General features: G+C 72.9%; 15 protein-coding genes and 1 tRNA gene. 10 read left to right on the top strand and 6 right to left on the bottom strand.

Features of this window, described 5'->3' with window-relative positions:
* Positions 1-12: 12 nt before the first annotated feature.
* Positions 13-603, bottom strand: a complete 591-nt coding sequence (locus J2X68_RS07945; RefSeq protein ID WP_310431720.1) for a helix-turn-helix domain-containing protein — start codon at positions 601-603, stop codon at positions 13-15.
* 317 nt (positions 604-920) lie between these two features.
* On the opposite strand from J2X68_RS07945, the gene J2X68_RS07940 reads away from it, so the two are divergent.
* Together J2X68_RS07940 and J2X68_RS07935 are read left to right on the top strand one after the other, a co-directional pair.
* Positions 921-1,940, top strand: coding sequence for an aldo/keto reductase (locus J2X68_RS07940; protein WP_310431719.1), 1,020 nt, complete (start codon positions 921-923; stop codon positions 1,938-1,940).
* A gap of 44 nt (positions 1,941-1,984) precedes the next feature.
* Positions 1,985-2,860, top strand: coding sequence for an LLM class flavin-dependent oxidoreductase (locus J2X68_RS07935; protein ID WP_310431718.1), 876 nt, complete (start codon positions 1,985-1,987; stop codon positions 2,858-2,860).
* Positions 2,861-2,927: 67 nt separating this feature from the next.
* Here the strand turns inward: J2X68_RS07935 and J2X68_RS07930 are convergent, their stop codons facing one another.
* The 3 genes from J2X68_RS07930 to J2X68_RS07920 all read right to left on the bottom strand — a co-directional run bounded on the left by J2X68_RS07930 (position 2,928) and on the right by J2X68_RS07920 (position 8,034).
* A complete protein-coding gene (locus tag J2X68_RS07930) occupies positions 2,928-3,812 on the bottom strand; it encodes a cellulose-binding protein (RefSeq protein ID WP_310431717.1) in 885 nt (294 codons plus the stop codon).
* A gap of 281 nt (positions 3,813-4,093) precedes the next feature.
* Positions 4,094-7,030, bottom strand: a complete 2,937-nt coding sequence (locus J2X68_RS07925) for an SUKH-4 family immunity protein (protein WP_310431772.1) — start codon at positions 7,028-7,030, stop codon at positions 4,094-4,096.
* A gap of 8 nt (positions 7,031-7,038) precedes the next feature.
* Entirely contained in the window at positions 7,039-8,034 is a 996-nt protein-coding gene (locus J2X68_RS07920; RefSeq protein WP_310431716.1) for an SMI1/KNR4 family protein, read from the bottom strand.
* 307 nt (positions 8,035-8,341) lie between these two features.
* Here J2X68_RS07920 and J2X68_RS07915 point away from each other — a divergent pair, with 307 nt between their 5' ends.
* A complete protein-coding gene (locus tag J2X68_RS07915; protein WP_310431715.1) occupies positions 8,342-8,977 on the top strand; it encodes a YwqJ-related putative deaminase in 636 nt (211 codons plus the stop codon).
* 244 nt (positions 8,978-9,221) lie between these two features.
* Positions 9,222-9,716, top strand: a complete 495-nt coding sequence (locus J2X68_RS07910; protein WP_310431714.1) for an SUKH-3 domain-containing protein — start codon at positions 9,222-9,224, stop codon at positions 9,714-9,716.
* Between the two features lie 79 nt (positions 9,717-9,795).
* Here the strand turns inward: J2X68_RS07910 and J2X68_RS07905 are convergent, their stop codons facing one another.
* The gene (locus J2X68_RS07905; RefSeq protein WP_310431713.1) at positions 9,796-11,085 is read right to left on the bottom strand and encodes a histidine kinase; all 1,290 of its coding nucleotides are present in this window, start codon (positions 11,083-11,085) and stop codon (positions 9,796-9,798) included.
* A 339-nt stretch (positions 11,086-11,424) separates the two neighbouring features.
* Between J2X68_RS07905 and J2X68_RS07900 the strand changes: the two genes are divergently transcribed.
* The 6 genes from J2X68_RS07900 (at position 11,425) to J2X68_RS07875 (ending at position 16,323) form a co-directional block, all read left to right on the top strand.
* Positions 11,425-11,499: transfer RNA gene (locus J2X68_RS07900), tRNA-Gln, on the top strand.
* 112 nt (positions 11,500-11,611) lie between these two features.
* Positions 11,612-13,060, top strand: coding sequence for a bifunctional UDP-N-acetylglucosamine diphosphorylase/glucosamine-1-phosphate N-acetyltransferase GlmU (gene glmU, locus J2X68_RS07895; protein ID WP_310431712.1), 1,449 nt, complete (start codon positions 11,612-11,614; stop codon positions 13,058-13,060).
* A gap of 134 nt (positions 13,061-13,194) precedes the next feature.
* A complete protein-coding gene (locus J2X68_RS07890) occupies positions 13,195-14,169 on the top strand; it encodes a ribose-phosphate diphosphokinase (protein ID WP_189920751.1) in 975 nt (324 codons plus the stop codon).
* Between the two features lie 176 nt (positions 14,170-14,345).
* On the top strand, positions 14,346-14,933 hold the full coding sequence (locus tag J2X68_RS07885) for a 50S ribosomal protein L25/general stress protein Ctc (RefSeq protein ID WP_310431711.1): 588 nt from the start codon (positions 14,346-14,348) through the stop codon (positions 14,931-14,933).
* 70 nt (positions 14,934-15,003) lie between these two features.
* A complete protein-coding gene (gene pth / locus J2X68_RS07880; protein WP_062645254.1) occupies positions 15,004-15,606 on the top strand; it encodes an aminoacyl-tRNA hydrolase in 603 nt (200 codons plus the stop codon).
* A 270-nt stretch (positions 15,607-15,876) separates the two neighbouring features.
* Positions 15,877-16,323, top strand: coding sequence for a hypothetical protein (locus J2X68_RS07875; protein ID WP_310431771.1), 447 nt, complete (start codon positions 15,877-15,879; stop codon positions 16,321-16,323).
* Between the two features lie 102 nt (positions 16,324-16,425).
* On the opposite strand, the gene ppc is transcribed toward J2X68_RS07875, so the two are convergent.
* Positions 16,426-19,167 carry a phosphoenolpyruvate carboxylase gene (ppc, locus tag J2X68_RS07870; RefSeq protein ID WP_310431710.1) on the bottom strand — a complete coding sequence of 914 codons (2,742 nt, stop codon included), beginning with the start codon at positions 19,165-19,167 and terminating at the stop codon, positions 16,426-16,428.
* Positions 19,168-19,279 lie beyond the last annotated feature (112 nt).

The following is a 19,279-nucleotide window of genomic DNA, read 5'->3' as shown; positions in this document are numbered from 1 at the left end:
CGCGTGCTGCGGTCAGTCCGTCCGGCGCAGTCCCGCGACGAGGAGTTCGACCGGTCGGCGCGGGTCGTAGCGGGGATCGTCCTCCGCGCCGACGCACAGGTTGCCGACGCCGCGCATGATCTCGTAGGCCTGGAAGCCGGGCCGGATCTCACCCGAGGCGACCGCGGCGTCGAGCAGCCGGCCGCACACGGGCACGAGGCGGTCGAGGAAGTACGCGTGGAGCGCCTCGAAGCCCGCGTCGTCGGACTGGAGCACGGCGGCTAGTCCGTGTTTGGTGACCAGGAAGTCGACGAAGAGGTCGATCCACCGGCCCAGCGCGGCGTGCGGGGTCGGGCCCGCCGCCAGCAGGGCAGGACCGGCCTCGGCGCAGGCGTCGACCTGATGCCGGTAGACGGCGATGATGAGGTCCGCCCGCGTCGGGAAGTGGCGGTAGATCGTGGCCGTCCCGACGCCCGCCCTGGCCGCGATGTCGCGCACCGGCGCCTCCACGCCCGCCGTCACGAAGAGCGCGGCGGCCGCGTCGAGCAGGGTCTCCTTGTTGCGCCGGGCGTCCGCCCGCTGGGGCCGGGCCGTGCGCCCCGCGCCCCGGTCGCCGTCACTCACCGCGCCACCTTCCTCTCCCGCCGCCTGCCCATCTCGTGCCCGCTCACTGCCCATCGCCTGCCCGCTCGCTGCCCGACCGACTGCCTGACTCGCCTCCGCCGACACGTCCACCGTGCACCTGGTCGCACCTGAGGACGACCTGGTCGCCGACGGGGGTTGATAAACGGAACAGTGTTCCGTATGTTCAAACGGGACACGGTTCCGTTTGCCCATCATGCCAGAGCGGCGGGCCCGTGACCAAGCCGCGCACGCCGTCACGCACGCCGTCACGCACGCGTGCGACACGACGCGTCATCCTCGAGGAGGAGACAACAGTCATGCAGTACCGCACCTTGGGCCGGACCGGCGTACAGGTCAGCTCCCTCGCGCTCGGCGCGATGAACTTCGGCCGGATCGGACGCACCACCCAGGACGAGGCCACCGCCCTCGTCGACGCCGCCCTCGAGGCCGGCATCAACCTCATCGACACCGCGGACATGTACAGCGACGGCGAGTCGGAGGAGATGGTCGGCAAGGCCATCGCCGGCCGGCGCGACGACATCGTGCTGGCCACGAAGGCCGGCATGCCCATGGGCGACGAGCGCAACCGGCGGGGCAGCTCGCGCCGCTGGCTCGTCACCGAGCTGGACAACAGCCTGCGCCGTCTCGGCGTCGACCACGTGGACCTCTACCAGATCCACCGGTGGGACCCGAGCACCAGCGACGAGGAGACGCTCTCGGCGCTGACCGACCTCCAGCGCGCCGGAAAGATCCGCCACTTCGGCTCCTCGACCTTCCCGGCCTACCGCATCGTGCAGGCCCAGTGGGCCGCCCGCGAGCACCACCTGAGCCGCTACGTCACCGAGCAGCCCAGCTACTCGATCCTCCAGCGCGGCGTCGAGACCCACGTACTGCCCGTGACCGACGAGTACGGCCTCGGCGTCCTGGTGTGGAGCCCGCTGGCCTCGGGATGGCTCACGGGCGCGATCCGCGAGGGCCGCCCCGTCACCACCAGCCGCTCGGCGTTCATGCCGCAGCGCTTCGACACCGCCCTCCCCGCCAACCGGGCCCGGCTCGACGCCGTCGAGCGGCTGGCCGCGATCGCCGACGAGGCCGGCCTGACCCTGATCCAGCTCGCGCTCGGCTTCGTGACCGCGCATCCCGGCGTGACGAGCGCGCTCATCGGCCCCCGCACCACGGACCATCTGCGCGCACAGCTCGCCGCCGCGGACACCGTGCTCTCCGCCGACGTGCTCGACGCGATCGACGCCGTCGTCGCCCCGGGCACCGACCTCGCCGCCCACGAGAAGTTCGACACTCCGCCCGCGCTGCTCGACCCGTCCCTGCGGCGCCGCTGACCGGACGGGGACGACCCCTCCTCACCGAAGGACGCGACCACTCCATGGCACCCACTCCCCCGCCCCGCTTCGGGATCATGACCGCCCCCATGCAGGTCGACTACCAGGACGTCCTGCGGGTCTGGCGCGAGGCGGACGCGATCCCGGAGATCGAGCACGCCTGGCTCTTCGACCACCTCATGCCGATCGGCGGCGACCCGGACGGGCCGGCCTTCGAAGGCTGGACCCTGCTCTCGGCGCTCGCCGCCCTCACCCGGCGGATGCGGCTCGGCGTCATGGTGACCAGCAATCGCTTCCGGCCGCCCGCGGTGCTGGCCAAGATCGCCACGACCGTCGACATCGTCTCCGGCGGGCGGCTCGACTTCGGCATCGGCGTCGGCTCGCGGCCCGACCACCCCCTCGCCCGGCGCGAGTACGCGGCGCACGGCCTGCCGTTCCACGACACCACGCACGCCGTGGAGAGCCTCGCCGAAGCCTGCACGCTGATCCGGCGGTTGTGGACCGAGGAGAAGCCGTTCGACTTCGAGGGCGCCCACCACCGGCTCACCGGCGCGTTCGGCAGCCCCCGGCCCGTCCAGCGCCCCCACCCGCCGATCCTCGTCGGCGGCCGCTCGGCCGCGACCCTGCGGGTGGCCGCCGAGCACGCCGACCTGTGGAACATCCCGGGCGGCGACCTCGACGACGTCGTCCGCCGCAGCGCCCTTCTGGACCGCTACTGCACCGAGATCGGCCGCGACCCCGCCTCGGTCACCCGCTCGATCCACCTGCCCGTCTCCTACGACCGGCCCGCCGCCACCCGGGCCGCGATCGGCGACGCGATCGGCGCCGGCTTCGGGCACATCGTGCTCGGACTGCCGGCGCCCTACCCCGCCGACGCCGCACGGTGGGTCGCCGACGAGCTCATCGGCCCGTCGTCGTAGACACAGGACGACCGACACGACCGACACCAACGACGCGACCGACGCCGGCGGCCCGGTCCCGTCAGGCCTAGTCGACCGCCCGGCCGGTGAGCGCGCTCAGGCTGTTGCGCACGTGGTCCATGTGCGCCTGGACGTCGTCCCGGCGTTCGTCGTGCTCCCGCAGCACCCGCTCCGTCTCCCGGTCGATCCGCTCCTCGCGGGCGCGCGCCTCGGTGAGCAGCTCGGCGGCACGCGCGTGTGCCTCCTCCTGACGGAGGCGGGCCGACTCCTCGGCCTCGGTGAACGCCTGCTCGGCCTCGGACAGCGCCGCCTCCGCGCGGGCCACGGACCGGGCGTGCCGCGCGTCGAGGGCGGCGATCCGCTCGGCCTCCTCGCGCTCCGCCGCCGCCCACCGCTCGGCGAGCTCCTTCCCCTGCTCGGCGAGCATCGCGGCGGTGCGCTGCCGGACCTCGCGCAGGGCGGCCAGCGCCTCGCCCCGGTACTCCTTGACCTGGCGCCGGGTCCCGATGCGGAGTTCGTCGGCCTCGGCGCGGGCCGCGAGCAGCCGCAGGCGGGCGCGTTCCTCGGCCTCCGCGCGCAGCGCGTCCGCCTCCTCCTGGGCCGCGCGGCGCACATCGAGAGCACACGTCTCGACGTGCGCGACGTGCTCCCGCGCTTCGGTGCGGGCGTCGTCACGGACCGCCGCCGCCTCTTCCAGCCCGAGCTGGAGGATGCGGCGTGCGCGTTCCCCGAGGGAGTCGTACGTCTGCGGGGCGAGCCGTGTCACCACCTCGCGCAGCTGCTCGGCCTCCTCCTCCATCTCCCTGGCGAGCACCGTGAGCCGGGCGGCCCGTTCCCACGCGGCGTCCCGGTCGGCGCAGAGGGCGGCGGTGTACGCCTCGACCTGTTCCGGGCGGTAGCCGCGGCCGCGGACGGTCACGAACCCCGGCGGTGACATCGATGCGCTGCTCATCCTGAAACCCCTCGCCACCCGACGGACACGACATGATGATTTCGCGCATATCTTGATGGATCGGGCGCAAGTGTTCATAACGCGACACTCCGCGCACAGGTCACGGCACACCCCGACACAAAGGGGTCGGGCCCGATCATCCGACCGGGCCCGACCCCTTTCCGTCCTGCTCGTCCTCGTACTCGCCCTCGCCCTACTCGCCCGTCTCGCCCGTGGACCTGTACGCGTACGCGTAGGCCTCCACGGCTCCGCGCCTCGCTACGGGGCGCGGTGACGGTGCGTCACAGCAGTCCGTCCCACATCTGTTCCAGCAGCACCGACCACCAGCTCTCGGGCGAACCGAGCGCCGCCGGGTCGATCGAGGCCAACTGGGCCTGGAAGTCGACGGTCCAGCGACCCGCCTGCTCCTGGTTCAGACCGAACCGCAGCCGCCACATCCGCCCGAGCAGCGCCAGACAGCGCGCGAACTCCGGCAGCCCGGTGTTCACGAACTGCGGCGGCACGGGCGCGCCTCCGGGACCCGCCTCCACCGGCACGGCGACGATGTTCGCCGTGCCGTACTGCACGCAGATCGCCTTGCCGAAGTCGCTGCCCATGACGAGGTAGGAGCCCGCGTCCGAGGCCGGCTGCACGCCCCGTTCGGCGGCCAGCTCCGCCAGTGTCGGCACCGGCCGGCCCGGCTGGGCCTGGGCCCAGAAGAACGGCCCCATGTCCGCCGGCAGGCCCGCCACAACCAGGGTGTGCGCCACGACCGGCGGCACGCCCTGCCGGGACACCGCGGCCTGCTCGAAGCGGAACACCGCCGGCCCGAAGACCGCCGCCAGTTCCTGCCCGATCGCCTCCGGCGGGATCGGCGGCGCGGCCTGCACCGCCGGCAACGGCGCGCGGACGGGCGCCGGACGTGCCGGTCCGTCCGCCACCTGGTGCAACTCGCCCTGGTGCGCCAGCAGCTGCTGCATGCCCTGCTGGCGGCTCGCGTGGTCCGTCCCGTACGGCGCGATGCTCGTGATCCGCGCCTGCGGCCACTGCTCGCGCATCATCCGCGCGCAGTAGGCGCCCGGCAGCTCGCACGACTCCAGCTCCGTGTGCAGCTCCAGCACCTGGTCCGGCGGCACGTTCATGGCCCGCAGCTCGTGGAAGATCTGCCACTCCGGGTGCGGGGTCCCCGGCGCCGAACGCCGGATCAGCTGCTGCTCCGAGCCGTCCTGCGCGCGGAAGCGGAGCACGGCCTGATAGCCCGGGCCGACCGTCGGCAGCCCCTGCTGCTGCGGATACCCGTACGCGGGCGGCTGCCCCGGCACAGGACCGCCCGGCGGCATCGGCGGCTGCGGCGCGCCGGGCGCGGGAGCCATGCCCGGAGCACCCGGGAAACCGGGAGCCGCGGGTGCGCCGGGAGCGCCCGGGAAGCCGGGGCCACCGGGAGCCTGCGGCGGCGGAGGCGCGCCGGGACCGCCCGCCTGGGGCCCGGCCAGCATGGTCTGCGCATGGTGGGCGGCACCGGGCGCGCCGGGGGCGCCCGGGAAGCCGGGGACACCCGGCGCCTGCGGTGCGCCGGGCGGCGTGCCCGGAGCGCCGGGAGCGCCCGGCGCGTGGGGCACCCCCGGGGCGCCGGGCGGCTGCGGGGCGCCCGGTCCCATCCGGCCGGGGTCGGCAAGCATCGTCGCGGCATGGTGCACGCCACCGGGAGGCGTGCCCCCGGGCGGATTCGGTCCCGCGGGCGCACCGGGCGCACCAGGCGCACCGGGAGGCTGAGGCGCACCTCCCGCGCCCCGGCCCGCGCCGCCGCCCGTACCCGGGCTGCCGGGGCTCCCCGGACCGGCCGGACCCGCGGACCCGTCCGGGCCCAGGGCCGACACGAGCTGGGTGGGCACGTACCCGCCCGCCGGGGCGCCGGGCGCGCCCGGGCCGGAAGGCGGCGGAGGCGTGTTCCCCGGTCGCGCGCCCGGCGTTCCCGGGGCGCTCGGCGGAGGCGGTGGCTGCGCCCCGGTTCCGCGCTGACGCCGTGGGGGCGGCGCCGCCTTGCTGGTCGCGGCGTCCGCGATGTCGCCGGCGTTCGGCGCGAGCGGCCGCGCGGGCGTGCCCGGTCCGGCCGGAGGCGGCGTACCCGGCCCACCCTCAGAAGACGAGGACGAGGACGAGGACGAGGACGACGAGGACGACGACGGGGACGAACCCGGTGAGGACGGAGCCCCCGGGCCACCCGGGCCGCCCGGCGCGCTCGCGCCGGGCCCCTGCGGGTAGCCGTACGAGGAACCGGCCGGACCGGCCGGCGGAGTCGGCGGAGTCGGAGAGGCCGGTGCGTTCCCGGCCGGCCCCGCGCCGCCCGTCCCCGGCTCCGGAGCGTCGAGCGCGGGCGCGACCGCCGTCCGCGGAAGCCGGCTGCCGCCCGCCATCAGCGCCGTCTTGGCGTCCGGCGCGGACACCGGCGGCACCGCCTCGTCGTCGGAGCCGCTCAGCGGCGGCGCGAACACGGTGGCGGGCAGCGGAACGGAGCGGTCGTCACCGGCGTCGGCGTTGGTGTCGGTGCCCGCCCACGGCGTCGCCCCGACGGGAGCGGCGGGCGCCGACGGTCCCCCGGCGGGGGCACCCGCGGGCACTCCCGCCTGCGTCTCGGGCAGCCGGGTTCCCGGCACCCCGCCCTGGGTCCGGGGAAGCGAGGGGTCACCGCTCACGGGGGTCCCGCCCGGAACGGCGTCGGCCGGGCCGCCCGCACCGGAATCCGCACCCGCGGGCGAGACGGACCCCGGCGCCGAAGGCGCCTCGCCGTTGCCGGAAGCGGCACCGTGCGCGGAACCGGAACCGGAACCGGTATCGGAACCTGCACCGGCCTCCCGCCGGTCGGCGATCCCCAGCTTGTCGGCCGCCTCCTGGAGCCATTCCGGCGGCGACAGCAAGAACGACGTCTGATTCAGGTCCACCCGGGCCGGGGGCGCGGGCACCGCGTCGGCGGGGGCGTCCGTGCGGCCGTACTCCTCCTCGTACCGGCGGATCACCTCACCCACCGGCACCGCGGGCCACAGGGTGGCCTCCCCGCTGTCCCGGGCGATCACCAGCCGCTGCGCGCCGCCGTCCGAACGGGGGCCCTCGGCGCGGTCCTCGGCCCACACCACGAAGCCGAGCTCGAACTCCCGCACCCGCACCTCGCGGTGCTGATACGCCGGCACGTCACCGTTGATCCACTCCTCGGCGCGCTCCTGCGCCTGCGCGAACGTCACCATCGTCCAGCTCACTCCCCCACCGAAGACGCGGCTGTCGGCACCGCACGCGCGAACCCGCCGTCCACCATCAGATTGGCCACCGTCTCCAACTCCGGCGGATTACCGGCCAGCCTCGACAGGAAGACGTCGAAGTCCTCACCGCACGGCAGCAGCAGCCGCTCCATGCGCTCCGCGGGCGACCACGCCGGATCCACGTCCCGGACGTCGTCGTACGCGCAGAACCACACCGAACCGGCCCGCTCGCCGCGCACCTTCACGGCCAGCAGCCCGCCCTGCACGAACCCGACGCCCAGGTAGTCCTTCGTCAGATGGTCGCGCAGGCACTTGTTCACGTACACGAGGTCGTTGACCGCGGCCTCGTCGCGCACCGTGAAGAAGGGCTGGTCCACCAGGAGACCCAGCTCCGCGTCCAGGGCCGTGCCCACCGGCGCGCAGCCGCCCGCCGCCTTCACGAACGACCGGTACGCGCCCGGCAGCCGGTACCCCAGGTCCTCCTCGACGCCCTGGACCTGCTGTTCCGTCACCGCCACGCCCGACTTCGGCAGCCCGAAGTGCACCGGACGGGTCTCCTGGAGCGGCCGCGTCCCGCGCTTCGCCTGGTCCACCACCGCCGAGGAGACCCCACCGTGATGCCGCAGCAGCGCCTTCACCTCGACCGGGACCAGTTCCAGCCGCCGCGAACCCACGACGTGGTGCCACGTCCAGCCGTGCGGCGTCGCCACGCTCGGCACCGTGTCCCACAGCTCGTGTCCCGAAGCCGCCAGCACCGCGTTCGCCGACACGTAGTCCGTCAGCCGCAGCTCGTCCACGCCGAAGCCCTCCGGCGGTTCCGCGATCTCCGCGGCCGCCCGCGCGTACGGCGAGAAGTCGGGGTAGCCCCGCTCGTCCATCCGCACGCCCCTCGGGTGGCGTGCCGCCCGGACCGGATCCGGGAAATGCACGACCTGCCCGGCATAGGCCGCGTTCGGCGGCGCGGCTTGCTGCCCGAGCCGACCTGTCGTCATGGCGGTTGCCCCCTGCGGCACTCTGTACGGCCCGCAGCGGCCGGTTCCGCTTCCGGACCCACCCACCACGCCCCGTATCGACTGTCTCCAACAATCTCCAACGCGCGTCAACCGCGCGCCGACGGTGCCGACAGCCTATGCGGTACGACGACGGCGGTCACCGGCCCTCCGCTTCCGTGACCAGCCGTCACCCTGCCGTGACAGCCCGCCCGGACACGGGCGTGTCGAACCGCCCCAGCTTCCGCACCCGCCACGCCATTTGGCACTCTGTGACGTCCGGGGGGATGCACGGGAGGGGTAGACGATCATGAACGCGACGCAGACAGGGTCACACACCGGCAGGTCGGACGACCTGTTCGGCAACGACACGGCCGCCCACGACACCGGCCGGACCGGCGACCCGCACACCAACCTGCACACCGGCCCGCACGCCGGTCAGCACACCGGTCAGCACACCGGTCCGTCAGGCGATCCCCGCATCGGCTGGTCCGCGACCGAGGCCCCGCACACGCCCGTCCTCCGCCACCGCCGGGACGGCATACTCCCCACCGTCGCCGCCGCCCTCTCCGTCCGCGGCGCCACCCTCACCAGCACCGCGGCCCGCGCCGACCAGCCCCCGCAGCTGCACCCCCTCGTCCAGGACTTCCTGGACACCCTCACCAGCACCCAGCGCGACCGTTTCACCGGGCGCTGCGCCGAGGCGCTCCTCATCTCGCGCCACCTCACCGCTGCCGACGCCGCGCGCAGCAGACGCGCCGCCCGGCGCCCCATGACCAACGGCGAAGCGCGCAAAACCCTCAAACAGGCTAAACTCACCACCCGTCGCATCCGCGAGGACGGCGACCCGCTGCACGGCAGTTTCGCCGCCCCCTGCCGCGCCTGCACCGCGCTCAGCGCCCACTTCGGCGTCCGCATCGTCGACCCCTCGACCGCGGGCGCCTGAACCGCACCCCCACCGCCCGCACCCCCACCGCCCGCACCTCGACCACCCGCACCCCCACCGCCTTCACCGCCACCGCCCGCACCTCGACCACCCGCACCTCGACCACCCGCACCTCGACCACCCGCACCCCCACCGCCTTCACCGCCACCGCTCGCACCTCGACCGCTCGCACCGCCACCCCCGCCCAGGACGACACGACGGCCCCACCGGGCCACGCACCACCAGCTCGACGAACGAAGGGCCGATGCACCCCGACCGCACGTCCACCACACGCTTCCCCGTCCCCGTCGACGCCGCGCTGCGCGCCGCCGGCTGGCAACCCGGACGCTGGGACATCAAGCAGGCCGAGATCTGGGCCGACACCCTCCGGGACCACACCTCGCCCGCCGGCCACCGGCACGCGGTCTTCCCCGCCGCCGTCGAGGCCTGGGCCGAATTCGGCGGCCTGACCATCGCGCCCACCGGCCCCGGCCGCCAGGTCGCGCCGTCCACCGTCCACCTCGACCCCCTGCACGGCCTCCATCTCGCCCGCACCCTCGCCGACCTGGGCCGCGCCCTCGACACGGACGTCGCCCCCCTCGGCACCGAGACCGACACCCAGGGCATCCTCGCCATCGACGCCGAAGGCCGCGTCTACGCCCTCGACCACACCGGCGACTGGTACCTCGGCCCCGACATCGACCAGGCCCTCGGCGCCCTCACCTCCGGCATCGAGCCCGTGCGCCTCACCGCCGGCTGACCGGCCGGCCCGCGGCCCCCGAGGGCTGAGGGGGCTGCGGGGGCTACGACGGCTGCGGGGGCTACGGCGGCTGCGGGGGCTACGCCGCCGCCGGAATCACCGCCGACACCCGGAAGCCCCCCGCATCCGTCGGTCCCGACACGAACACCCCGCCCAGCGCCAGCACCCGCTCCTTCATCCCCACCAGTCCGTTGCCGCCCGAGGGGAACCCCGCCGACAGGGCCGACACCTCCGGCGGCGGCCCGTTCTCCACCTGCATCGCGATCTCCCCGTCCCGATGCGCCAGGCGCACATGCGTCTTGGCGCCCGCCGCGTGCTTGTGGACGTTCGTCAGCGCCTCCTGCACCACCCGGTACGCCGTCTGCTCCACCTCCGCCGCGTACGCCCGCACCTCGCCCTCCACCAGCAGCTCCACGACCATCCCGGCGGCCGCCGACTGCCCCACCAGCTCGTCGAGCTCGGACAGACACGGCCCCTCGCCCTCCTCCACCACCACCGCGGCGGCCACCCCCACCGCCACCACGGGCACCGAGGCCGCCCGATCCGCCGGACCGCCGCTGCGCAGCACTCCGAGCATCTCCCGCAGCTCGGTCAACGCCTGCCGCCCCATGTCACCCACCAGGGCCGCGTTGCGCACCGCCTTCTCGGGGTCCTTGCGGGCCACGGCCTGCAGGGCCGCGGCGTGGACGACCATCAGACTCACGCGGTGCGCGACCACGTCGTGCATCTCGCGCGCGATCCGGGTCCGCTCCTCGCCGCGCGCCCACTCCGCCCGCTCCTCCGCCCGCTCCGCGAGCAGCTGCAACTCCCGTTCCAGGCTGTCCGCGCGCTCCCGCAGGCTCTCCATGAGACGCCGCCGGGCGCCGACGTACAGGCCGAGCAGCAGCGGCGGCGCGGTGAGCCCCAGCGAGGTCGTGATGGCGGCGAACGGGATGAACCAGTCGCCGATGGTCAGCCGGCCCTGGTCCATGCTCTGCCGCACCCGCACGAACGTCACGATCAACGTCCCCACCAGCTGCATCCCGGCGAGCGAGGCGATGATCCGGCGGGGCAGCTCGGAGGCGGCGAGCGTGTACAGCCCCACGATGCCCATCAGGTAGCCCATCTGGGCCGGGGTGATGGCGATCGACACCAGCACCACCGCGATGGGCCACTTCCGCCGCACCACCAGGACCGACCCGGCGAGCAGTCCGAACACCACCCCCGCCGCCGCCGGGATCCCGGCGTCCCGGGCGAACGGGATCCCCTCCACCGCGCACTCCACGGCGGACACGAGCCCCAGGCTCCAGTCGAACGCCGCGCTCCGCCATCTGGTCCACCACCACGGCCCTCCCCGGGCCGCCGTGTCCTCTTCCCCCGTCGTGGTCATGCCTCCAGCCTACGGGCGCGACCCCCGGCTTTTCCGGCGACTTTCCCCGACCGCCCCACACCACACTCCGTAACCGAACAGCATCGAAACCCACCGGTATCCCTCGAACTGCCGAACCACGCCCGTTCGAACCCGGAACCGGGCGTTCCGACGCGGGCCCGGCCGTGCCGGATCGCCTCTCGGCGCCCCGCCGAGGGCCGCCCGGCCCGTCCTCGGGTGATCATGGGCCGGAGCGCCGACCCGCACCGGCCTACACCGTCGCGTCGAGGGCTGATGGTGCGGCATAGTAGGAGGCGCCACACGACAGCCGGACCATATGTCCGGTTACGTCACCCTTGTTCCCCTGTGGTGTAATTGGCAGCACTGTGGCTTTTGGTGCCATATGTCCGGGTTCGAGTCCTGGCGGGGGAGCCATAGCAGTTCCGGGCCCTGACAGCACTGTCAGGGCCCACTCTCATGTCCTCAAAGAAACGCCCCGGTATCCTTCGGATGTCCCACCCCACTCCACAGCCGAAGGGCAACTTCCGTGAGCGCCATTCGCCCGGCAGCCGTCGTCGTTCTCGCAGCGGGTGAGGGCACCCGTATGAAGTCCGCCATACCGAAGGTCCTGCACGAGATCAGCGGCCGCTCCCTCGTGGGCCATGTGCTGGCCGCGGCCCGTGAGTTGGACCCCGAGAACCTGGTCGTCGTCGTCGGACACGCACGGGAGAAGGTCACGGCGCATCTCGCCGAGGTCGACGCCGGTGTACGCACCGCCGTGCAGGAGGAGCAGAACGGCACCGGGCACGCCGTCCGGATGGGCCTCGAGCAGCTCGGCGGAGACGTCGACGGCACGGTGGTCGTCGTCTGCGGCGACACCCCGCTGCTCACCGGAGCGACCCTCGCCGAACTGGCCGCCACCCACCACGCGGACGGCAACGCCGTCACCGTCCTCACCGCCGAGGTGCCGGACGCGACCGGCTACGGGCGGATCGTCCGGGACGGCGCCTCGGGCACCGTCACCGCGATCGTCGAGCACAAGGACGCCAACGACGCCGTGCGCGCGATCCGCGAGATCAACTCCGGGGTCTTCGCCTTCGACGGGCCGCTGCTCGCCGACGCGCTGAAGAAGGTCCGCACGGACAACAGCCAGGGCGAGGAGTACCTGACCGACGTCCTCGGGATCCTCCGGGAGGCCGGGCACCGCGTCGGCGCGTCCGTCGCGGCCGACCACCGGGAGATCGCCGGCATCAACAACCGGGTCCAGCTCAGCGAGGCCCGCCGCATCCTCAACGACCGGCTGCTGACCGCCGCGATGCTGTCCGGCGTGACGGTCGTCGACCCGGCGACCACCTGGATCGACGTCACCGTCACCTTCGAGCAGGACGCGGTCGTCCACCCCGGGACCCAGCTGCACGGCAGCACCCACCTCGGCGAGGGCGCCCAGGTCGGCCCCAACTGCCGGCTGAAGGACACCGAGGTCGGCGCGGGCGCCCGGGTCGACAACACCGTGTCCGACAGCGCCCACATCGGTCCGCACGCGATCGTGGGGCCGTACGCGTACCTCCGCCCCGGCACCCGCCTCGGGGCGAAGGGCAAGATCGGCACGTACGTCGAGACCAAGAACGCCACCATCGGCGAGGGCACGAAGATCCCGCACCTCTCCTACGTCGGTGACGCCACGATCGGCGAGTACTCCAACATCGGCGCGGCGAGCGTGTTCGTGAACTACGACGGACAGGACAAGCACCACACCACCGTCGGGTCGCACGTCCGCACCGGTTCGGACAACATGTTTGTGGCTCCTGTCACGGTCGGGGACGGCGCGTACACCGCCGCCGGGTCCGTGATCACGAAGGACGTGCCGCCCGGTTCGCTGGCCGTGGCCCGTGGTCAGCAGCGGAATATCGAGGGTTGGGTGGCCCGCAAGCGTCCGGGCAGCGCGGCGGCGAAGGCGGCCGAGACGGCCTCCCGCCAGGCGGAAAGCGAAAGCTGACCGGAAACAGGCACGTCGGACACGGCGTACCGTGATAAGTGCACACCCGCACCCCACCAGCTGAGACGGCCCCGTCGCGCCCAGCGGCGAGGTCTCTCGACACCCAGCTGAGACACCTCTGAGGAGACAGTGCTGTGACCGGGATCAAGACGACCGGCGAGAAGAAGATGATGTTCTTCTCCGGCCGCGCCCACCCCGAGCTTGCCGAGGAGGTCGCCCACCAGCTGGGTGTCGGGGTCGTCCCGACGAAGGCCTTCGATTTCGCCAATGGTGAGATCTACGTCCGCTACCAGGAGTCGGCGCGAGGTGCGGACTGCTTCCTGATCCAGAGCCACACCGCTCCGATCAACAAGTGGATCATGGAGCAGCTGATCATGATCGACGCGCTGAAGCGCGCGTCGGCCCGCTCGATCACCGTCATCGTGCCGTTCTACGGCTATGCCCGTCAGGACAAGAAGCACCGCGGCCGTGAGCCGATCTCGGCCCGTCTGATCGCCGACATGATGAAGACGGCGGGCGCGGACCGGATCCTCACCGTGGACCTGCACACGGACCAGATCCAGGGCTTCTTCGACGGCCCGGTGGACCACCTCTTCGCGCTGCCGCTGCTCGCCGACTACGTGGGCAGCAAGGTGGACCGCGAGAAGCTCACCGTCGTGTCCCCGGACGCGGGCCGCGTGCGGGTGGCGGACCGCTGGTGCGACCGGCTGGGCGCGCCGCTGGCGATCGTGCACAAGCGGCGCGACAAGGACGTGGCGAACCAGGTGACCGTCCACGAGGTCGTGGGCGAGGTCAAGGGCCGGGTCTGCGTGCTCGTCGACGACATGATCGATACCGGTGGCACGATCTGCGCCGCCGCGGACGCCCTGTTCGCGCACGGCGCCGAGGACGTCATCGTGACGGCGACGCACGGCGTGCTGTCGGGTCCGGCGGCCGACCGCCTCAAGAACTCGAAGGTCAGCGAGTTCATCTTCACCAACACCCTGCCGACGCCGGGCGAGCTCGAGGTCGACAAGATCACGGTGCTGTCGATCGCGCCGACGATCGCGAACGCGGTGCGCGAGGTCTTCGAGGACGGTTCGGTGACGAGCCTCTTCGACGAGCAGTGACGGTCCTCGTCTAGATCGATTTCCTGTACGGCCTTCCCGCTGCGTAAACTGCCACAGTTGCTCGGCGAGGGAGGCCGTACACGCGTGTGTACGGCGGTCCGTTATCGACGCGCTCTTCGTAGCAGGCCGATGGTTGGCCGGGTGACCACCTTTCCCCAGATCTACGAGGAGTGAACATGGCCGAGGTCAAGCTCGCAGCCGAGACCCGCACCGAGTTCGGCAAGGGCGCCGCCCGCCGTATCCGCCGTGACAGCAAGGTTCCCGCCGTGGTCTACGGCCACGGCGCCGACCCCGTGCACATCACGCTGCCGGGCCACGAGCTCCAGCTCGCGCTGCGCACCCCGAACGTCCTGCTCAGCCTCGAGATCGACGGCAAGACCCAGCTCGCCATCCCGAAGGCCGTCCAGCGTGACGCGATCAAGGGCTTCCTGGACCACGTCGACCTGCTCCTCGTGAAGCGCGGCGAGAAGGTCAACGTCGAGGTCTACGTCCACACCGAGGGCGACCTCGCGCCGGGCGCCTACCTGCTCGAGCACGTCCTCAGCACGCTGACGGTCGAGGCCGAGGCCACCCACATCCCCGAGTCGGTCACCGTCTCGATCGAGGGCCTCGAGGCCGGCGCCGCCATCCTCGCCAAGGACATCCCGCTGCCCAAGGGCACCACGCTGGCGATCGACGAGGACGCGGTCGTCCTCCAGGTCCTGGCCGCCCAGGCGGAGGAGGCCCCGGCGGAGTCCGCCGAGGCCGAGGGCACCGAGGCCTGATTTCCCGGCACCCCATCCCGTCGGCCGCCGCTTCCTCCGGGGAGCGGCGGCCTGCGCGTATCAAGGAGACATGGACGTGACGACCGACGCCAATGCCCCCTGGCTGATCGTGGGTCTCGGCAATCCCGGCCCCGAGTACGCCATGAACCGGCACAACGTCGGTTTCATGGTCGCGGATCTGCTGGCCGAGCGGATCGGGGGGAGGTTCAAGCGGGCGGGCAAGGCGCAGGCCCAGGTCGTCGAGGGCCGGCTGGGTCCGCCGGGTACGGGCAGCCGCCGGGTGGTGCTGGCGAAGCCGATGTCGTTCATGAACGTGTCGGGCGGGCCGGTGAACGCGCTGCGGGACTTCTACAAGGTGCCGGTGGCGAACATCGTCGCGGTGCACGACGAGCTGGACATCGACTACGGCGTGCTGCGGCTGAAGCTCGGCGGCGGGGACAACGGGCACAACGGTCTGAAGTCGATGACGAAGGTGATGGGCCCGGACTACCACCGGGTGCGGTTCGGGATCGGGCGGCCGCCGGGGCGGATGCAGGTGGCGGACTTCGTGCTGAAGGACTTCTCCTCGGCCGAGCGCAAGGAACTGGACTACTTCGTGGACCGCGCGGCGGACGCGGCGGAGGCCCTGGTGCTCGAAGGACTCGAACGGGCGCAAAGCACGTACAACTCCTGACTTGTCACCCCCGGAGGTTGACGGGCCGTTCAGGCATGGCCAATGATCCCGGCCATGCCTGCCACAGCAGCCCCCTCCCACCGCCGCCGGGGTCGCTCCCGCAAGAGTCCGGCCAAGAGCTCGGCCGCGGGCGCGGCCGCGGGCTCCGGCTCGGCCGAGGGACCGGAATCGGCCAAGGGGTCGGCCAGAGGCCCGGCGAAGGGGTCCGCCAAGGGGCCCGCGCAGGGGTCCGCCAAGGGGCCCGCCAAGAGCTCGGCCTCAGGAGTCGCGCTGCGGTTCGGGCGGCTCGCGGCGATGGGCGCGGTCGCCGTGCTGATCCTGATCGCCGGGGTGTGGGGTTCCTGGGGGTCCGCGCAGCACGTGATGCTGACGAAGGGCCGGGAGCAGGGCACGGTCCGACTGACGCGGTGCGGTGAGGACACGTGCGCGGGGCCGTACACGCCCGTGTCCGCCGGTTCGACGGCACGCGCGCGCGTGGAGATCGAGAAGTCGGTCGCGGTGCGCAAAGGCGGGATCTACACCGTGGTGATCAAGCCGGGCAGTGACGAGGTGGTGCGGTCCGGTCCGGCCGGCGTCCTGTACGCGTGGGTGCCGCTGGGCGGGGCACTGCTGCTGGCGTCGGTGGTGGTCGCGGGAGGTCTGGGGCGGGTCCGGGCGGGCTGGGTGCTGGCCGGGACGGGCGTCGCGTTGCTGACGGCGGCGTTCGTGGCGGTGTGACGCGGCCGTGCGCGTCGGTGGTGTGCGTGCGGACGCGGAAGAGGCGCCCCGGTCCGTGCGGACCGGGGCGCCTCTTGTCACGGGATCGGTCGGGCGGGCGGGTCAGCCGGTGTTGCGCAGGCCCGCGGCGACGCCGTTGACGGTGAGGAGCAGGGCGCGGGCGAGGAGCGGGTCGGGCTCGGCCCCCTCGGCGGCGGCGTCACGCTGGCGCTTGAGCAGCGTGACCTGGAGGTAGGAGATCGGGTCCAGGTAGGCGTCGCGGATGCCGAAGGTCTGCTTGAGCACGGGGGTGGCCGCCAGCAGTTCCGCTTCGCCGGTGATCTTCAGTACCTCGGCCACGGTCAGGGCGTGTTCGGCCTTGATCCGGTCGAAGACGTGCTTGAGCTCGTCGGGGACGAGGGTGTCGACGTAGTGCTGGGCGATCCGCAGGTCCGTCTTGGCCAGCGTCATCTCGACGTTGGAGATGAAGTTGCGGAAGAAGTGCCACTGTTCGTGCATCTCGTCGAGCACGGTGTCCAGGCCCGCCTCGCGCAGCGCCTTCAGGCCGGAGCCGACGCCGAACCAGCCGGGCACGATCTGCCGGGACTGGGTCCAGCCGAACACCCACGGGATCGCGCGCAGTCCGTCGAGCGAGACGCCCGAGCCGGGGCGGCGGGAGGGCCGCGAGCCCAGGTGCAGATCGGCGAGCTGGTCCACGGGCGTGGAGGCGAGGAAGTACGTCGGAAGGTCCGGGTCCTCGACCAGCCTGCGGTAGGCGGCGTGGGCGGCGTCCGAGACGACGTCCATGGCCGCGTCCCAGCGGGCGAGGGCCTCGTCGGACTGGCGGGGCGCGGTGTGCAGGGCGGACGCCTGCAGGGTCGCCGCGACCGTCAGTTCCAGGTTCTCCCTGGCCAGGGACGGGATGAGGTACTTGTCGGAGATGACCTCGCCCTGTTCGGTGACCTTGATCTCGCCCTCCAGGGTGCCCCAGGGCTGGGCGAGGATGGCGTCGTGGGAGGGGCCGCCGCCGCGGCCGACGGTGCCGCCGCGGCCGTGGAACAGCCGCAGCCGGACGCCGTAGCGGTGGGCGACGTCCCGCAGCCGGCGCTGGGCGCGGTGGATCTCCCACTGGCTGGTGGTGATGCCGCCGAACTTCGAGGAGTCCGAGTAGCCGAGCATGACCTCCTGGACGTCTCCGCGCAGCGCCACCAGGCGCCGGTAGGAGGGGTCCGAGAGCATGTCCTCGAGGATCGTGTCGGCGGCCTTCAGCTCGTCCGTGGTCTCCAGGAGCGGCACGATGCCGATCTTCGCCCAGCCGGCGTGCAGGTCGACGAGACCGGTCTCGCGGGCCAGCACCGCCGCCGCGAACACGTCGTCGGCGCCCTGGCACATGGAGATGATGTACGACTCGATGACCTCGGGTCCGAAGACCGCGAGGGCGCGCTTGACCGTCTGGAAGACGCCGAGGGTCTTCTCGCCGGCGGCGTCGACGGGGGCCGGGGTCGGGGCGAGCGGCCGGCGGGAGCGCAGTTCCTTGGCCAGGAGCTTCGTGCGGTACTCGCGGGGCATGTCGGCGTAGCGCCAGGACTCCTCGCCGAGGCGGTCGAAGAGCTGGCCGAGCGCGTGGTGGTGGGCGTCTGCGTGCTCGCGGACGTCCATGGTGGCGAGCTGGAGGCCGAAGGCGGCCAGGGTGCGGATGGTGCGGTTCATCCGGCCGTCGGCGAACAGCCCGCCGCGGTGCTCGCGCAGGGACGACTGGATGAGGGTGAGGTCCGCGAGGAGCTCGCTGGTGCCGAGGTAGTCGCGCCCGGGCTCGTGCGGGATGCCCTTGGCGAGGCGCTGCTTGGTGTTCTCGAGCTTCTGCCGGATGCAGGTGGCCTTGAGCCGGTAGGGCTCCTCGGCGTTGAGGCGCTTGTAGCGGGGGCTGATCTCGGGCAGCCGCTCGAGGTCGCCCTGCAGGGACTCCAGGAGTTCCTCGGTGGCGCCGGTGTAGCGGATGGAGTTGGAGAGGAATCCGCGGAGCTCGTCGATCATCTCCAGGGCGTCGTTGATGCCGTGTTCGTGCTGGAGGATGAGGACGTCCCAGGTCACCTGGGGGGTGACGTTGGGGTTGCCGTCGCGGTCGCCGCCGATCCAGGTGCCGAAGGTGAGCGGGCGGGTGTTCTCCGGGACCTTGACGCCGACCCGCTCCAGTTCGGCGGTCAGGTCCTCCAGGACGTCGCCGACGGCGCCGGCGTGGAGTTCGTCGAGGTAGTAGATGGCGTTGCGGGCCTCGTCGGCGGGCTCGGGGCGTACGACCCGGAGCTCGTCGGTCTGCCACACGAGGTCGATGTTCTCGGCCAGGCGGGTGTCGTAGCGGCGGCGGTCGGCCTCGATGACGGGGGTCTCCAGAAGCGCGGCGATGCGCCGGAGCTTGTTGAGTACCGACCGGCGCGCGGCTTCGGTGGGGTGCGCCGTGAAGACGGGGCGCACGTTGAGGTTGCGGACCATCTGCTGGACGTGTTCGGGGTCGGCGTCCTTGAGGCGGTCGGCGGTGCGGGCGAGGAGGCCGCCCTCGGCGGCGCGGCGCTCGCGCAGTTCGCGGCCGCGGTGGACCTGTTCGGTGACGTTGGCGAGGTGGAAGTAGGTGGAGAAGGCGCGGACCAGCTTGGCCGCGGTCTCCAGTTCGATGCCACGCAGCAGTTCGGCGGCGGCCTCGCCGTCCTCGCGGGTCAGGCGGCGGACCTTCTCGACCAGGTCGAGGAGCTCCGGGCCCTCCTGCCGGACGAGGGTCTCGCCGAGCAGATCGCCCAGTCGGCGGATGTCGGCGCGCAGCTCGGTGCTGGTCGTTGCGGTGGCCTGGCCAAGGTCGTCGGCACTGCTCACAGGTGCGGCTCCTTGCAGTGTTGAAGCTCGTCCGGGAGGGAACCCGTACTCCGGCCCCGCGGCAGGCGTCGCATAGGGGCCGGACATCCGGGAAGAAAACAGAGCGGACCGC

Source organism: Streptomyces sp. 3330 (assembly GCF_031456635.1).
Lineage (GTDB): Bacteria > Actinomycetota > Actinomycetes > Streptomycetales > Streptomycetaceae > Streptomyces.
The sequence above is the reverse complement of the archived record's forward strand: the minus strand, read 5'-3'. Positions and strand labels throughout refer to the sequence as shown.

Excerpts from the sequence above, each read along its gene's own strand:
- J2X68_RS07940 (WP_310431719.1), top strand. The coding sequence starts at position 921 with ATGCAGTACCGCACCTTGGGCCGGACCGGCGTACAGGTCAGCTCCCTC.
- J2X68_RS07935 (WP_310431718.1), top strand. The coding sequence starts at position 1,985 with ATGGCACCCACTCCCCCGCCCCGCTTCGGGATCATGACCGCCCCCATG.
- J2X68_RS07930 (WP_310431717.1), bottom strand. The coding sequence starts at position 3,812 with ATGAGCAGCGCATCGATGTCACCGCCGGGGTTCGTGACCGTCCGCGGC.
- J2X68_RS07925 (WP_310431772.1), bottom strand. The coding sequence starts at position 7,030 with ATGGTGACGTTCGCGCAGGCGCAGGAGCGCGCCGAGGAGTGGATCAAC.
- J2X68_RS07920 (WP_310431716.1), bottom strand. The coding sequence starts at position 8,034 with ATGACGACAGGTCGGCTCGGGCAGCAAGCCGCGCCGCCGAACGCGGCC.
- J2X68_RS07915 (WP_310431715.1), top strand. The coding sequence starts at position 8,342 with ATGAACGCGACGCAGACAGGGTCACACACCGGCAGGTCGGACGACCTG.
- J2X68_RS07910 (WP_310431714.1), top strand. The coding sequence starts at position 9,222 with ATGCACCCCGACCGCACGTCCACCACACGCTTCCCCGTCCCCGTCGAC.
- J2X68_RS07905 (WP_310431713.1), bottom strand. The coding sequence starts at position 11,085 with ATGACCACGACGGGGGAAGAGGACACGGCGGCCCGGGGAGGGCCGTGG.
- J2X68_RS07885 (WP_310431711.1), top strand. The coding sequence starts at position 14,346 with ATGGCCGAGGTCAAGCTCGCAGCCGAGACCCGCACCGAGTTCGGCAAG.
- pth (WP_062645254.1), top strand. The coding sequence starts at position 15,004 with ATGGACGTGACGACCGACGCCAATGCCCCCTGGCTGATCGTGGGTCTC.